Origin of the sequence: Nonomuraea sp. SYSU D8015 (assembly GCF_008065375.1) — a bacterium.
Taxonomy (GTDB): domain Bacteria; phylum Actinomycetota; class Actinomycetes; order Streptosporangiales; family Streptosporangiaceae; genus Nonomuraea.
The window spans coordinates 410,291-425,153 of sequence record NZ_VJYI01000002.1 but is presented as its reverse complement, the minus strand read 5'-3'; the positions used below and the strand labels follow the sequence as shown (position 1 = coordinate 425,153).

Sequence of the window (14,863 nt, the reverse complement as noted above, 5' to 3'; positions counted from 1 at the left end):
CCTCTTCGACCCCCAGGATCATCTCACCGTGCGTCAGGGCGCGAGGACGACGGCCGTCATGGGGGTGTGGAGGGTCCAGCCCAGGGTCTCGTACAGGGCTTGGCCTTCCGCCGTGGCCACCAGGATGCCGGTCCGGGCCCCCATCGAGGCGGCCGCCGACGAGAGCGTGCGCATGATCACCGTGCCGAGGCCGCGGCGGCGGTGCTGGGCCGCCGTTTCCACCTGGTCCACCACGGCCGCCCGGCCCGCCACCGCGAACTGGCCGCGGGCGGCGACCTCGCCCGCCGCCGTCAGCAGCCGGGCCGCCGTGACGCCCGCTCTGGTGGTGACGGCCAGCGTGTAGCCGGGCGGGGCCTCCGGGGGGGCGGTGCGGGGCAAAGGCGCCGTCATCATGAACTCGCGGTCCTTCAGCGCCCACGGGGTCGGGAGCAGGGGCACCACGGCGTCGGCGGGGGCGCAGAGCTTGAGCCAGGTGCCGGGCGTGGTGAGCGTGGTGGTCAGGTGCCGGAGGATCCCCGGGGTCGGGGCGGCGACGATGTGGCGGGACACGTGGCCGGGGAGGCCGACGTCCACACGCAGGCCCCAGGGCTCGCGTACCGGTTTGGGGGCGTTGCGGGAGATGACCCACCCATCGACCCATGCCCGAACTGTCGAGAAATGAGCCGTTTTGAGAACCTCCGTCATAGAGAACAGCCTATTGTCCGCCGGTTACGGCACGACCGGGCGTAGCAGGATAAAAAGGACACGGCGTGGCACCGCCTAGGAGCGCCCCACGGCAGGTAGGGTCCCGGTTGTGCGCGTTGAGATTCATGGTCACCGGGGTGCTCGGGGCCTGTGGCCGGAGAACACCCTGCCGGGTATGAGCCGCACGATGGAGCTCGGCGTTCACGCGCTCGAGTTCGACGTGGCGCTCACCGCCGACCGGCGGCTCGTGCTGACGCACGATCTCACGGTCTCCGCGGTGACCAGCGCCGACACGCGGCCGCTGCGCTCCGGCGATCCGCTCTACCCGTACGTCGGCAAGCCCATCAACGCCCTCACGCTGGCCCAGCTGCGCATGCTCGACGTGGGCGTGCGGTGGCCGCGCCACCTCGACGACCCCTTCGCGCTGACCCAGGCGGCCTTCCCGGAGACGCGGATGCCCACGCTGGGCGCGGTGCTGGGGCTGGTCAACGCCTACGACGCGGAGGACGTGCGGCTGCACGTCGAGCTCAAGTCCGATCCCACCAGGCCCGAGCTGACACCGGACCCGGAGATGTTCACCGAGCTCGTCGTCGACGAGCTCGACCGGCACGGCCGCCTCGGCAACGTGGCGATCCTGAGCTTCGACTGGCGGATCATCCGGCACGCCGCCACGATCGCACCGGGCACGCGCAGATTCGCGCTCATCGAGCTCGACACGCTCCACTGGCACGAGGGCGGCCTGGGCGACGACGTCCCCGCCGCCGCCCGCGCGGCAGGCGCCACCACGCTCTCTCCCGAGCACGTCATGGTGGACGAGGCGCTGATGGCGCAGGCGGCCGCGGCGGGGCTCGACGTGGCGGTCTGGACGGTCAACGAGACGGCGCTGGCGGCCAGGATGCTCGACCTCGGGGTGTCCGGCGTCGTGACCGACTACCCCGATCGCATGCGGCAGCTGTGGCGGGAGCGGGGCCTGGAGTTGCCCGAGCCGGTCGGCCCGCTCAAGCCGGTGAGCGTGGCGTGACTCCTAGAGCCAGCCGTTCCTGCGGAAGCCGCGGTGCAGGAGCACACATACCGTGACCATGAGGGCCAGCACCGCGGGGTAGCCCCAGACCTGCTTGGTCTCCGGCATGAAGTCGAAGTTCATGCCGTAGATGCCGGCGATCATCGTGGGCACGGCCAGGATGGCGACCCACGAGGAGATCTTGCGCATGTCCTCGTTGGCGAGCGCGTTCGAGCGGGCCAGGGCGGCCTGCAGGATCGAGCTGCACAGCTCGTTGGACGACTCCACCTGCTCGCACACCCTGGACAGGTGGTCGCCGACGTCGCGGAAGTATTCACGCATCTCCGACGGGATGGCGCGGCGCTGGGGCAGCGCGGACAGCGGCGCCTGCAGCGGGGTCACCGCCCGCTTCATCTCCAGCATCTCGCGCTTGAGCTGGTAGATCCGGTTGATGTCGCGGGAGCTGACGTCGGCGAACACGGTGGCCTCGACCTCTTCCAGCTCCAGCTGCATGAGGTCGGCGACCTGGAGGTACTGGTCGACGACGTGGTCGGCGATGGCGTGCAGCACGCCGGAGGGACCCCGGTTGAGCAGCTTGGGCTTGTCCTCCAGGCGCTCGCGTACCGCGGTGAGCGGACAGTGCTCGCCGTGCCGCACCGTCACCACGAAGTCGACGCCGAGGAACACCATGATCTCGCCGGTGGCGATGATCTCGCTGTTGTCGGTCAGCTCGTCGTGGTCGAGGTAGGCGACGGTCTTGAGCACCATGAACAGCGAGTCGCCGTACCGCTCGACCTTGGGCCGCTGGTGCGCCTTGACGGCGTCCTCGACGGCCAGGGGGTGCAGGCCGAACACCTCGGAGAGCCACTCCACCTCGGGGGCCTCGGGCTCGTGCAGGCCCACCCAGACGAACGCCTTGCCGCCGTCGGGGGTGTCGTTGTGGGTGCGTACGAGATCGAGCGCCTCGACGATGCCCATGGCCGGGACCTTCTTGCCCTGGACGTAGGCGCCGAATTCGACGATGGAGTCAACGGGTGGCACGCAGACCTCGCGCGCCGGCTTGACGATCTGGTGCGCTGCGCGCGGCTGCACGTGGTGACGGTTGATGCGACGGAAAAGCGTGGACGAGCGCATGGCAGTCCCCTTCCGCCCGACCTGGCACGCTCCACGCGAGAAAGAAGGTCACCTCAATCAACACACATGCGTGGAGGCAGGATCAGGCTGCCGGATTGGAGTGGTCGGGAGTACACAGGGTGTACGTGCGGAGGCACGTACTGCTGGGATCACCAGGATTCATCCCGGACCACCTCCAATCACAAGAGACGCCGCAAAGCCGCCCCAAGCTACCACAGGACGGTGAACCTAACCGACGATACCTGCCCAGAGACCGGCCGCTCAGGTAGAACTCGACAAAGATTGTCGCCTATTCCGGCATTTGCTGTCCTGGAGACCAGGAGCCTGCCCCTGGTCACGGGCCTGCGACAATGGACCGTGTGCGCGTTCTAGTCATTGGCTCCGGAGGGCGTGAGCACGCCCTGTGCCGTTCGCTCAAGCTCGACCCCCAGGTCGCCGAGCTCCATTGTGCCCCGGGCAACCCGGGCATCGAGGAGGTCGCGACCGTCCATCCCGTCGACCCCCTCGACCCCGGGCAGGTGGCCGAGCTGGCCACACGGCTGCGGGTCGATCTCGTGGTGGTGGGGCCGGAGGCGCCGCTCGTGGCGGGGGTGTCCGACGCCGTGCGCGAGGCGGGCATCGCCTGCTTCGGGCCCTCCAGCGAGGCCGCCATGATCGAGGGCTCCAAGGCATTCGCCAAGGAGATCATGAAGGCGGCCGACGTGCCGACCGCGCGGGCCAGGGTGTGCGCCAACGAGGCGGAGGCCGCAGCGGCGCTCGACGAGTTCGGCCCTCCTTACGTGGTCAAGGACGACGGCCTGGCCGCGGGCAAGGGCGTCGTGGTCACCGACGACCGCGAGCAGGCGCTCGCCCACGCGCGGGCCTGCGAGCGCGTGGTGATCGAGGAATACCTCGACGGCCCGGAGGTGTCGCTGTTCGCGCTGTGCGACGGGAGCACGGCCGTGCCGCTGCAGCTCGCACAGGACTTCAAGCGGGCCTACGACGGCGACGCGGGGCCCAACACGGGCGGCATGGGCGCCTACACGCCGCTCCCATGGGCGCCGGAGGGGCTCACCGACCAGGTCATGCGGGAGGTCGTGCACCCGACGATCGCCGAGCTGTCCCGGCGGGGGCTGCCCTACCAGGGGGTGCTCTACGTGGGGCTGGCCCTGACCACCAAGGGGCCGAAGGTGGTCGAGTTCAACGCGCGCTTCGGCGACCCGGAGACGCAGGTGATCCTCGACCGGCTGGAGACGCCGCTGGGCGGGCTGCTGATGGCCTGCGCCACCGGCGAGCTGGGGCTCGACCCGGTGTTCAAGCCGGGCTCGGCGGTGACCGTGGTCATCGCGGCGGAAAACTACCCCGACACGCCGGCCAAGGGCGACGTGATCAAGGGGCTGCAGCAGACCGAGCACGCGTACGTCATCCACGCCGGCACGAAGAGGGCCGGCGACGACATCGTCTCCAACGGCGGCCGGGTGCTCAGCGTCGTGGGCCACGGCCCCGACCAAGAGAGCGCGCGCAGGAACGCCTACGACCTGGTCGGGCGGATCGAGCTGCGCGGCTCCCACCACAGGACGGACATCGCCCGATGAAGCACGTGCACTCCGGCAAGGTCCGCGATCTCTACGAGACCGACGACGGCCTGCTGCTGATGGTCGCCTCCGATCGGATCTCGGCCTTCGACTACGTGCTGGAGACCCCCATCCCGGACAAGGGGACCATACTCACCCAGCTGTCGCTGTGGTGGTTCGACCAGCTCAAGGACATCGTGCCCAACCATGTGGTGGCGCCGGGCGACGACGCGCGCAGCGTGCTGTGCCGGCCGCTGCGGATGGTGGCGGTCGAGTGCGTGGCCCGGGGCTACCTGGCGGGCGGCGGGCTGAACGAATACCGCGCCGGCGGCGCGGTCTCCGGCGTGCCCCTGCCGGAGGGCCTGGAGGACGGGTCCCGGCTGCCGGAGCCGATCTTCACGCCTTCCACGAAGGCGCCGGTGGGGCAGCACGACGAGCCGATCTCGTACGAGCAGGTCGTGGCCGAGGTCGGCGCGGAGACCGCCGCGGAGCTGCGGCGGATCACGCTGGCCGTCTACACGCGCGGCGCGGAGATCGCCCGCGAGCGCGGCATCATCCTGGCCGACACCAAGATCGAGCTGGGCTGGGACTCCGACGGCGTGCTGACGCTGGGCGACGAGGTGCTCACGCCGGACTCGTCGCGGTTCTGGCCGGCCGACCAGTGGCAGCCGGGCCGGGCCCAGCCTTCTTTCGACAAGCAATTTGTACGAGATTGGCTGCTGTCGCCCGAATCGGGATGGGACAAAGCCTCCGGAAACCCCCCACCTCCGCTGCCCGACCACGTGATCGAGCGCACCCGGCAGCGATACCTAGAAGCGTATGAGCGGCTCACGGGGTCTGCCTTTAGCGGATGATTCGGCTGGGTCATGTGGTGTTAGCGACTACTGTTGGCCCGATCAAGCCTCACCGTTGATTTCAAGGAGCCGCACGAATGGTCCGTTACCGCGTGCGCGGTGGCAACGCACTGCGTGGAACCGCGTTCATCCAGGGCGCGAAGAACGCCGTGCTCCCCATGATCGGTGCGGCTCTGCTCGCCGCGAAGGGCCGCACCGTCCTGCGCAACGTGCCGATCATCGAGGACGTCCGCCGCGCCGTCGAGCTGGCCGAGGCCGTCGGGGCGTACGTCGAGCTGCACGAGTCGGAGCGCACGCTGGTCATCGACGCCTCCAAGGTCGACAGCCCGGTCCTGCCCGCCGAGATCGCCAGGCGATTCCGCGGCTCGGTGCTGTTCACCCCGGCGCTGCTGCACCGGCTCGGCGAGGCGATCGTGGAGGGGGTCGGCGGCTGCAATCTCGGCAGCCGCAACCTCGACTTCCACTACCTCGGCTACAAGAGGCTGGGCGCGGTCGTGGACGAGGGCGAGACCGTCATCCACGTCAAGGCGTCCGGGCTGACCGGCGCGACGCTCTACCTCGACACCCCGTCCCACACCGGCACGGAAAACCTCATCATGGCCGCGGCCCTGGCCAAGGGCACCACCGTGATCGAGAACGCCGCGTTGGAGCCCGAGGTGCTCGACGTCATCGACATGCTCACCAAAATGGGCGCGCGCATCAGCGGCGGCGGCACCGGGTTCATCACCGTGGAGGGCGTGGATGAGCTGCACGCCGTCGAGCACACGGTGATGCCCGACCGGCTGGACGCCGGCGTGTTCGCGATGGCGGCGGCGATCACCGGCGGCGAGCTGAGCCTCGTCGGCACCGGTCTCGACCTCGGCGTCGTACGCTACAAGCTGGAACAGATGGGGGTCGAGTTCGCCAGGCAGGGGGCGGTGCTGCACGTGCGCTGCGGCGGGCCGCTGCGGCCGATCAACATCATCACCGACACCTATCCCGGCTTCGCCACGGACCTGCAGTCGCCGATGATGACGGTCGCAGCGCTGGCCGACGGCACCAGCTACATCCACGAGCGCATCTTCGACGGCAGGTTCGCCCTGGCCGGAGAGCTCAACAAGATGGGCGCGAACGTCGAGGTTGCGGGCAGCCGGGCCATCGTACGCGGCCGCACGCCGCTGACCGGGACCCAGGTGACGGCGCACGACCTCCGCTCGGGCATCGCGCTGGTGCTCGCCGGGCTCGCCGCCGAGGGTGAGACCGTGATCGACTCGGGATACCTCATCGACCGCGGTCACGCACATCTCGCGGCGCGAATGCGGGCTCTGGGCGCGGACATTACACGAGAGATTTCCGAAAGCTAAAAACCGCGAGAAAAACCACGTTGAGCTGCTGAGACATCTTGTCGGGCGGTCAACCTGAACAGCTTTCCGGAAAAGTCGGGCGTGACATTTCGGCCCCCGCGAGCGATCGTTCCAAAAGAGAGCACTGCAACGGATGGCAGGATGGGACGAACATTGGTCGAGAGGGCCGAAGAAACTCCCCGAGTGTCACGCCCGGGCGCTATGACACCGGACCTCACCATCGGCGTGGTCGGGCCCCACGATCTCGTGGAGCGCGTCATGCTGATGGGTCACGCCGCCGCACCGCTGCCGTGTCGCCTGGTCGCGGCCGCTTACCGCGACGAGCAGGAGGCTCCCGACAAGGTGACGCGGCTCGGTCCCGGTGTCGACGCGTGCCTGTTCGCCAGCCCGGTCCCTTATGACCTGGCGAGGCGTTCGGGCGTGCTGACGATGCCCGCGACGTACGTCCAACTCGGCGGAGCAGCACTGGTGGCGGCGTTGGCCAAGGCCGCGCTCGACACCCGCATGGACCCCCAGAGGGTCAGCATCGACGTGGTCAGCAGGGCCGATGTCGAGGAGGCGTACACCGACCTCGGCATCCCCGCCACCGACGTGCACAGCCGCGACGAGCCGGGCGCCACCGGCACGATCGCGGCCTACCACGAACGCCTGGCCCGGCAGGGCGCGACCACGGGAGCCCTGACGTGCCTGCCCGCGGTGGCCGAGCGCCTCCACGCGGCGGGCGTGCCGGTCATCAGGATCCGGCCGACCTCCGCGGCGGTGCGCACGGCGCTGCACACGGCCGCGCTGCTCGGCGCGCACCACCGGCTGGAGGAGTCGCAGCTGACCGTGGTGCTGGTGGAGGTGCCGACGCTGCGCGAGCCCGTGCGCCGCGCCGCGCCCCGCTACTGGCGCGACGAGCTGCGGCTGTCCCTGCACCGGTTGCTGGTCCAGGAGTCGAACCGGATCAACGCCACCGTCTGGCCGATCGACGACCACAGCTACCTGGTCACCGCGACCAGAGGGTCGATCGCGGCCGCGACGGACGGGTTCAGGGTGCTGCCGTTCGCGGCCAGGATCAGGGACGAGCTGGGGCTGGCGGTCGAGGTCGGCGTGGGGATGGGGCGCACGACGCACGACGCGGAGTCGCACGCGCGGGCCGCGCTGGCCCGCACCCAGGCCGGCAAGCAGGCACAGGGCTTCGCGGTGGACCGCGAGGGGCGGGCGCTCATCCCGGCCCCGCGAATGCCGCCGGCGGGCTCGACCGCACTGAAGCCGAAGGGAGTGGAGGTGCTGGCCAGGCTGGCGGCCAAGCTCGAGGGCGGCGACACCGTGGTCGACGCGGAGGGCGCGGGCAAGATGCTGGGGGTGACGCCCCGCACGGCTCGGCGGTTGTTGCGCACGTTGGTTGACGAGGGACTCGCGTGGCCGCTTCCGCCCAACCGCACACCGCAACCTGGTCGTCCGCGGCAGCTGTACCGCCTCATCGTGGAAAAACTCGGCCCCAGGTAGCGGGTTCTCGTTGATTACGCGGGTCCGCCGTCCCCTTCCCCTCCGTAGGCGGCGGGCCCGTCAACCCATCAAAACCATGATCTTGTACGGCGGTGCCGACGGCACGCCACCCGCCGCACTTCGGTTGAGGGCCCTCCAGGGAGACGGCCTCTGACCCTTCACCGGCGGGCCGCCGTTACGGCGCCCTCCGGGCCGGTTACGTGGTCGGCCATGACGTGCGTACGACCTGCACATTGACAAGCGATGTCAGGATTGCGAACTTGTGCATTGACCCTTGTGAAGTTATTGGTTGACCCGCGTAGATGCGGGTATGTTCTCGGACGCCCCCGATCGACAGGATTCGGACGGGGGCACCAAACTTTTCTGACCCCCGACTCTGCGGCGAGTCGGGAGAGCTTTACATGGTTTCCGGGCGCTCGTGTGGTTGCTGGGGCGTTCCTGGTATTGGCCCCGGGCGGTTTCGGTTGATCGGCCATGTTGTTGTGGGCCGCGGGCCGCCGGGAAGGGTGCTGTACGGGGCTGTAGGCGGGCGTAGACGGCCGATCGGTGGGCGCCGGGATATGGTGGTGTGCGGCGGCTCCGATGGGCCCCTGGTCCTCGCTCTCCCGTTGCCAGTCCGAAGTCCGATACTCGCGGGCGTTTTGTCGCACTCGCCCGGTAGGGTCATGAGCCATGAGTGCAAACACCCCTGACAACAGCCGCGCTTCTCTTCTCGTCTGGGGCGCGTTGGCGATCGTCTACGTGGTGTGGGGCTCGACGTACCTCGGCATCAGGATCGCCATCGAGACCATGCCCCCGATGCTCAGCGGCGCGCTGCGGTTCGTCACGGCCGCGCTGCTGCTCGGCGGCTTCCTGCTGATCAAGAAGGGCACGGCGGCGTTCAGGATGTCGCCGCGCCAGTTCGGCGGCGCCGCGCTGGTCGGATTACTGCTGCTGACCGGCGGGAACGGCATGGTCGCGGTGGCCGAGCAGCACATCTCCACCGGCCTGGCCGCGCTGCTCGTCGCCTCGGTGCCGCTGTGGCTCGTGGTGTTCAGGATCGTGGCCAGAGACCGGCCCGCGTTGCTGACGCTGGCGGGGGTGCTGGTCGGGTTCGGCGGGGTCGCCGCGCTGTCGCTCAACGGCGGCGGGGAGGCGGCGAGCACCACCGGGATCGTGGTGATCCTGCTGGCCTCGCTGTCGTGGTCGATCGGCTCGTTCCTGTCGGCGCGCATCCCGATGCCGGCCAACGTGTGGGCGGCCAGCACGGTGGAGATGGTGGTCGGCGGTGCCGGCCTGGTCGTGGCCGGGCTGTCGCTCGGCGAGCGACTCGACCTCGCGGCGGTCTCGGGCCGGTCGTGGGTGGCGCTGGTTTATCTGATCCTGGTGGGCTCGCTGGTGGGCTTCACCGCCTACACCTGGCTGCTGGGCAACGCCCCGATTTCGCTCGTCTCCACGTACGCGTACGTCAACCCGGTCGTGGCCGTCATCCTCGGCATGCTCGTGGTGAACGAGCACGTGACGGCTCAGATCCTGATCGGCGGCGCGGTGATCCTGGTGGGCGTCGCCCTGGTGGTGTCCACCGAGCGACGCGCCAAGGCCAGGACACCCGCGCCCGAGGAGGTCAAGGTCTAGCGGGGGAACGCGTCGGCGGCGGCGAGGAACGCGTCGTTCGCTTCCGGGTCGCCGATGGAAACGCGGGCGCCCTCCCCGGCGAACGGCCGCACGGCCACTCCCTCCGCGGCGCAGGCGGCGGCGAAGTCGAGCGTGCGCTCGCCGAGCCGCAGCCAGACGAAGTTGGCCTCGCTGTGCGGCACCGTCCACCCCTGCGCGATCAGCGCCTCGCGGACGCGGGTGCGCTCCTTGACCACCCGTTCGACCCGCTCCAGCAGCTCGTCCTCGGCCTTCAGCGAGGCGAGGGCGGCCACCTGGGCGAGATGGTTGATCGCGAACGGGACGATCGTCTTGCGCACGGCCGCGGCCACGGGCTCGTGCGCGATCATGTAGCCGACCCGCAGGCCGGCCAGCCCGTACGCCTTCGAGAACGTGCGCACGACGCACACGTTGGGCCGGTCGCGGTAGAGCGTGAGACCGTCGGGGACGTCCTCGTCGCGCACGTACTCGCGGTAGGCCTCGTCGAGCACCACCAGCACGTCCTCGGGCACCCGGTCGAGGAACGCCTCCAGCTCGCGGCGCCGGATCGCGGTGCTGGTCGGGTTGTTCGGGTTGCACACGAAGATGAGACGGGTCCGGTCGGTGACCGCCTCGGCCATGGCGTCCAGGTCGTGGTCCTCGCCGGCCAGCGGCACCCGTACGGACGTCACCCCGGCGAGGTCCGAGAGCAGCGGGTACGCCTCGAACGACCGCCACGCGTATATGACCTCGGCCCCGGGATCGCCCACCGCCTCCAGTAGCTGCTGCTGCACCGTGACCGAGCCGGGACCGAGCGCGACGTGGTCGAACGGCACGCCGTAGCGCTCCGCGATCGCCTCGGTCAGCTTGATCGACCCGGGGTCCGGATAGCGGTTGACCTGGCGAGCCCCCTCCGCGATCGCCTCCACCACCGAGGGCAGCGGGTCGTACGGGGATTCGTTGGACGAGAGCTTGTACGACCTCCCATCGGGGGCCGCGACGGCCTTGCCCGGCTTGTAGGGGGCCATGGTGTCCAGGATCTGGCGGAAACGAGGCATGGCCTTACCTTAAGAGCCCCGGCCCCCTGAGGCATCACCCAGGTAGGCCGCCGTGCCGTGGTCGCTGTTCTCGCATGCCTGCCCGCCGCTGCCGTCGCGACAGCAGCGCCTCGCCTGCTACGGATGGCGCAGAGCCGGAATGAGGGGCATGGTGGCTGGCCGGAAACGGTGGCAGGGGTGTGGCCGGGAAGCGGGCCGAGATGCGGTGGGCCGGAAGCAGCCGGGGCGAAGGCCGGGAAGAGAGCCGGGATGCGCGAGTTGTAAAGCGGGCCGAGGGCCGGGGTGGGGGGTGAAGGGTGTGAGGAGGAGGCGGGTGGGTCAGTGGCGGGCGCGTTCGAGTGCGTCCCAGAAGCCGCGCCGCAAGGCGTGGCGGACCTCGTCGTGCAGCAGGAAGTCGATCGGTAGGGACGAGCCCTGCAGCAGCCGGGCCTCCAGATCGGACGGCATGCGCGGCTTGCGGGCCAGCACCGCCTCCAGCCACAGCGCCGGCGCGTCCCTCGCGACCGACTCGCCGAAGTCGTGCCCTTCCCGGTGGGCGGCCTTGACGGCGTCGGACAGCGTGGTGGCCCCCGCGGTGGCGGCGGGCGGCGGCGTGACGGGCGCGGGCTGCGGCCCGGTGTACGGCCCGAGCTGCGCGGGCTGATAGGTGCCGCCGCTGGAGGGCGAGGCGAACTGCCCGGTGCTCGGCGACTGCGGCTGGGCCTGATGCCGCGCCTGGGGCTGGGGCTCCGCCTGGGGCTGGGCCTGGATGGGCCCGGTCACCGGGGCCGCGGGCGGCGGCTGCTCCGCCTGGTAGCTCGTGTACGTGGGCAGCGCGGGAGGCTGGGACGACGACGAACGGCCGCGCCCCGACGACACCGGCCCGTTCGACGACGGCTGGCCGTTCGAGTGTGAGGAGGAGACCGAGCCGGCGGCGTGGCTGCCGGTGGACTGCGTGGTGGGAGGCAGCGACGAGGGCAGGGACGAAGGGGGCAGGGACGACGGCTGCGAGGGTGGCAGCGAGTGCCCGGCGTGCCCGTTGCTGAGCGGCTGGGAGTGGTGCCCGTTGGACGACTCGGTCACGCCGGTCACCAGCGAGACGTACGGCCGCAGGTGGACCGCCCCCAGCTCGACCAGATCGTCGCATTCCTGCCGCAGCGACCGCGACACGGCCCAGCCGCCGTCGGTGGCGATGTGGATGACGCTCACTCGGATGCCGAGGTCCTGCGCGTCGCACACGACCTGCGCCAGGTCCTCGTCCCCGCTCACGACCACCGCGTCGCAGATGGCGTTGTTGCGGGCCAGTGTCATCAGGTCGCGGTGGACCTGGGCGTCGACGCCCTCGCGCCGACCCGGCCGGATGCGGGACAGCCTGAGCTTGAGACCCGGTATGTCGGCCAGCGCGTCGTGCTCCGGCGTGCGGCGGCCTTCGACCGTCGCCTCGTACCAGTAGCACCGCAGCAGCGGCAGGCCGGTGCGCTCGCGCGACAGGCTGGTCATCAGCTGGAGCAGCCCGGGGTAGTCCCAGGCGACCGCTTCGCGATGGCGTGTGCCGTGCACGGCCATCGCTCCGTCAGCCAGCAGATAGCCAGCGTCCACGAACAGCGCACAGCGATCCACTGACACCGCCCCTTTCATGGTGGTCCGACCTTGCTGGCTCTGCACCGTCAGAGACCGGACTCGGCGGCCCTCTCTCAGGGTAATGAAAGCAGGTGATCGTGCGAGGGTTAATCCCGACGATTGGAATGCCGCCCGCCGAGACGCCAGGCCATTCAGGCAGACCGTACCAGTTTGTCCCGTTCACGGTCACGATCGCGCACGCACGCTCAACGCGGCCACACCGAACAGGACGACGTCCTTGTCCGTGGCGATCGTCAGCCCGGGATCCACTCCGAGCTCGGCGCCGACCGTGTCGACGTCCGCGCCGAACGTCATCTCGGCCCCACTGCCCGAGGAGCCGTCGAAGACGTTCGCCCGATCGCGGTCGCCGCCCGCGGGGGTGAGCGCGCCCGAGCCGAGCGAGACCTTGTCGCCCGCGAGGTCGGCGTCCCCCTCCCAGGTCACCAGCTCGACCCTGGCGGGCACGGCAGCGGGGGTCAGGCCGCCGATCGGGATGCGCACCCGCCGGGACGCACCGCCGATCACGGTGGCGGCGTCGAGCACCACGGCCTGGCTGTACGGCTCCGCGGGATCGGTGACGATCAGCACCAGGCTCCATCCGGCGTGCCGGGCCACCCCCTCACGCAGCGGCGCATCGGCCGCCCACCACATGCCGTTCCTGCGCGCGCCGGCGACCAGCGCGCTGACGTCGGCGAAGGCCTGGTAGACGGGCCCCGCGGGCAGCTCGCGGACGGCCACGTGGGACGGCCGGATCGGCACGTACGCCGGCCGCCCCGGCGGCCGCAGCTTGATGGGCCCGGCCCGGTCGCCGCTCGCCGACCAATAGAGCCCGGCCCACACGACCCGGCTCCCCTTGGGCACCGACAGGTGGGCCGCGCTGGAGGCGGCGGTGCCGGACACGTCGTCGCGGTCGAGTGCGGTCATCGGCCACAGGTCGTTGTCGCGCTGGTCGCCCTGCCTCCGCAGCGCCTGGGTGCAGCCCGCCCGCTCCTCGGGGCAGCTCAGCAGCGAGTTGCCGATGGCCCTGACGGTCACCTTGCCGTCGGTGGCGAAGCGGGCCGGCGCGCCCGTCGCGCGTACGCCCTCCTCGGCCCGTGCGCTGACCCGCACCGAGCCGGACACGACGCGTACGGCGGGCCCCGCGCCTTCCGGCGCCTCCGCGGCCACCAGCACCCGCAGGAACACCGCGGTGCCCTGCCCGGCCTCGAGCGGCTCCCTGGCGCAACGGGCGCCGCCCTCGGACGGCCGGCAGACCCAGCCGTCCACCGTGCCCGCGGGGGCGAGGAGGGCGGCGGCCTGGTGGCGCCGCGCCGTCGGGATGATCGTCACGCCACGTGGCAGGTCGACGAACGCGACCACCTCCTCGCTGCGCGCCTCGCCGTAGTTGCGCAACCGGATGGCGACGATGCCGGGCTGGGCGCGCACGAGCGAGCCGAGGGGGGCGATCGTGGCGCTCAGCCGGGCCTTGCCCGGCTGGGCTTCGCCCGGCTTGCTGCTGGTCTTGACCGGCGGCACCCGCGCGGGCTCCTCCCTGGGCTTCGGTTGCGCCGGCCGGACGGTCGCGGGCGGCTGGGCGATCGGCGGGGGCCGCCTGGCCGCGGTCTCCTCCGGCACCAGCATGAGCGCGGCGGCCGCGGTGACGGCCACGGCCAGGCCGCCCGCCGTCACGGCCTGCCGGCGCTTGGGCGGCCGCAGGAGCCACCCGAAGGCCCGCAGGACCACGTCGCCCCCGACGACCGCCGGCTTGCCGAGCGTGGCCGCGTAGCCGCTGAAGAGCGGCCCGGCGATCAGCGGCCCGACCATGACTCGCAGCCCTCGATTGACGTCGGTCAGCTCCAGCAGGATCCCGTGGCACTCCTCGCAGCCGCTCACGTGCTCGTCGATCGTCTTGGAGTCGCGCCTGGTCAGCCCGCCCCTGACGTACGCGCCCATCTTGCGGAGCACGGGACGGCACTCGTGCTCCGGCTGGGCGCCCAGGTGCATCTGCAGGTATGCCTGCCGCAGCCCTTCCCTGGCCCGGTACGCCAGCGCCGCCACGCCGTTGGCCGACAGTCCCAGCAGGGGCGCCACCTCGGCCGGCTTGCTACGCTCGACCTCGGTGTGCCAGAGCACCGCCCGCCACCGCTCGGGCAGCGACAGGTATGCCCGCGCGATCAGCGACTTCTCCAGCCCGACCAGCGCGGGGTCGACGAACGGCACCCCCGGGTCGTAGTCCTCGATCTCGCCCGTCGTCAGCTGGCGGCCCTCGATCCTGGAGCGGTCGTAGACCGTGCGTCGCACCACGGTCAGGAGGTAGGTGCGGAAGCTGGACTCGGGACCACCGCCCCTGCCCACCAGGTCGAGGATCTTCGTGAACGCCTCGGCGACCACGTCCTCGACCTCCGTGCCGCGGACGAGCTGCCGGGCCAGCGCGCGGGCCGCGGCGACGTGGCGCTCGTAGAGCTGCCCGTAGGCAGCGGCGTTTCCCTCCCTGGCTGCTTGCAGGAGATCTGCGTCGCTTTGCGGCGTTTCGACACCCATAGTGACCTCACGATTA

At 70.9% G+C, this 14,863-nt stretch carries 11 protein-coding genes; 6 read left to right on the top strand and 5 right to left on the bottom strand.

The features are described from left to right. Positions 1 to 33 precede the first annotated feature (33 nt). Complete coding sequence (locus ID574_RS11195; RefSeq protein ID WP_223166579.1) at positions 34 to 684, bottom strand: GNAT family N-acetyltransferase; 651 nt, start codon at positions 682 to 684, stop codon at positions 34 to 36. Positions 685 to 793: 109 nt separating this feature from the next. Between ID574_RS11195 and ID574_RS11190 the strand changes: the two genes are divergently transcribed. Further along, entirely contained in the window at positions 794 to 1,705 is a 912-nt protein-coding gene (locus tag ID574_RS11190) for a glycerophosphodiester phosphodiesterase family protein (protein ID WP_188188745.1), read from the top strand. Positions 1,706 to 1,708: 3 nt separating this feature from the next. Here the strand turns inward: ID574_RS11190 and corA are convergent, their stop codons facing one another. Beyond that, positions 1,709 to 2,776: a magnesium/cobalt transporter CorA gene (gene corA, locus ID574_RS11185; RefSeq protein WP_223166578.1), complete on the bottom strand. Its 1,068-nt coding sequence runs from the start codon at positions 2,774 to 2,776 to the stop codon at positions 1,709 to 1,711. Between the two features lie 401 nt (positions 2,777 to 3,177). Here corA and purD point away from each other — a divergent pair, with 401 nt between their 5' ends. The 5 genes from purD to ID574_RS11160 all read left to right on the top strand — a co-directional run bounded on the left by purD (position 3,178) and on the right by ID574_RS11160 (position 9,673). Beyond that, positions 3,178 to 4,392: a phosphoribosylamine--glycine ligase gene (gene purD, locus ID574_RS11180; RefSeq protein ID WP_188188743.1), complete on the top strand. Its 1,215-nt coding sequence runs from the start codon at positions 3,178 to 3,180 to the stop codon at positions 4,390 to 4,392. Continuing rightward, positions 4,389 to 5,225, top strand: coding sequence for a phosphoribosylaminoimidazolesuccinocarboxamide synthase (locus ID574_RS11175; RefSeq protein ID WP_188188742.1), 837 nt, complete (start codon positions 4,389 to 4,391; stop codon positions 5,223 to 5,225). The genes purD and ID574_RS11175 overlap by 4 nt, the downstream gene beginning before the upstream one ends. A gap of 77 nt (positions 5,226 to 5,302) precedes the next feature. Further along, positions 5,303 to 6,568 carry a UDP-N-acetylglucosamine 1-carboxyvinyltransferase gene (gene murA / locus ID574_RS11170; RefSeq protein ID WP_188188741.1) on the top strand — a complete coding sequence of 422 codons (1,266 nt, stop codon included), beginning with the start codon at positions 5,303 to 5,305 and terminating at the stop codon, positions 6,566 to 6,568. A 201-nt stretch (positions 6,569 to 6,769) separates the two neighbouring features. After that, positions 6,770 to 8,059 carry a GTP cyclohydrolase IIa gene (locus tag ID574_RS11165; RefSeq protein ID WP_188188740.1) on the top strand — a complete coding sequence of 430 codons (1,290 nt, stop codon included), beginning with the start codon at positions 6,770 to 6,772 and terminating at the stop codon, positions 8,057 to 8,059. A 672-nt stretch (positions 8,060 to 8,731) separates the two neighbouring features. Then, a complete protein-coding gene (locus tag ID574_RS11160) occupies positions 8,732 to 9,673 on the top strand; it encodes an EamA family transporter (RefSeq protein WP_188188739.1) in 942 nt (313 codons plus the stop codon). On the opposite strand, the gene hisC is transcribed toward ID574_RS11160, so the two are convergent. The 3 genes from hisC to ID574_RS11145 form a co-directional block, all read right to left on the bottom strand. After that, positions 9,670 to 10,728 (bottom strand): histidinol-phosphate transaminase, encoded by a 1,059-nt coding sequence (hisC, locus tag ID574_RS11155; protein WP_188188738.1) that lies wholly within the window; start codon positions 10,726 to 10,728, stop codon positions 9,670 to 9,672. The genes ID574_RS11160 and hisC overlap by 4 nt on opposite strands. 318 nt (positions 10,729 to 11,046) lie before the next feature. Then, positions 11,047 to 12,327 (bottom strand): NYN domain-containing protein, encoded by a 1,281-nt coding sequence (locus tag ID574_RS11150; protein WP_188189506.1) that lies wholly within the window; start codon positions 12,325 to 12,327, stop codon positions 11,047 to 11,049. 186 nt (positions 12,328 to 12,513) lie between these two features. Further along, entirely contained in the window at positions 12,514 to 14,847 is a 2,334-nt protein-coding gene (locus ID574_RS11145; RefSeq protein WP_188188737.1) for a sigma-70 family RNA polymerase sigma factor, read from the bottom strand. Positions 14,848 to 14,863: the final 16 nt, after the last annotated feature.

Bases quoted from the DNA above. Each gene is read 5' to 3' on its own strand.
- ID574_RS11195 (WP_223166579.1), bottom strand. From the start codon at position 684: ATGACGGAGGTTCTCAAAACGGCTCATTTCTCGACAGTTCGGGCATGG.
- ID574_RS11175 (WP_188188742.1), top strand. From the start codon at position 4,389: ATGAAGCACGTGCACTCCGGCAAGGTCCGCGATCTCTACGAGACCGAC.
- murA (WP_188188741.1), top strand. From the start codon at position 5,303: ATGGTCCGTTACCGCGTGCGCGGTGGCAACGCACTGCGTGGAACCGCG.
- ID574_RS11165 (WP_188188740.1), top strand. From the start codon at position 6,770: ATGACACCGGACCTCACCATCGGCGTGGTCGGGCCCCACGATCTCGTG.
- ID574_RS11160 (WP_188188739.1), top strand. From the start codon at position 8,732: ATGAGTGCAAACACCCCTGACAACAGCCGCGCTTCTCTTCTCGTCTGG.
- hisC (WP_188188738.1), bottom strand. From the start codon at position 10,728: ATGCCTCGTTTCCGCCAGATCCTGGACACCATGGCCCCCTACAAGCCG.
- ID574_RS11145 (WP_188188737.1), bottom strand. From the start codon at position 14,847: ATGGGTGTCGAAACGCCGCAAAGCGACGCAGATCTCCTGCAAGCAGCC.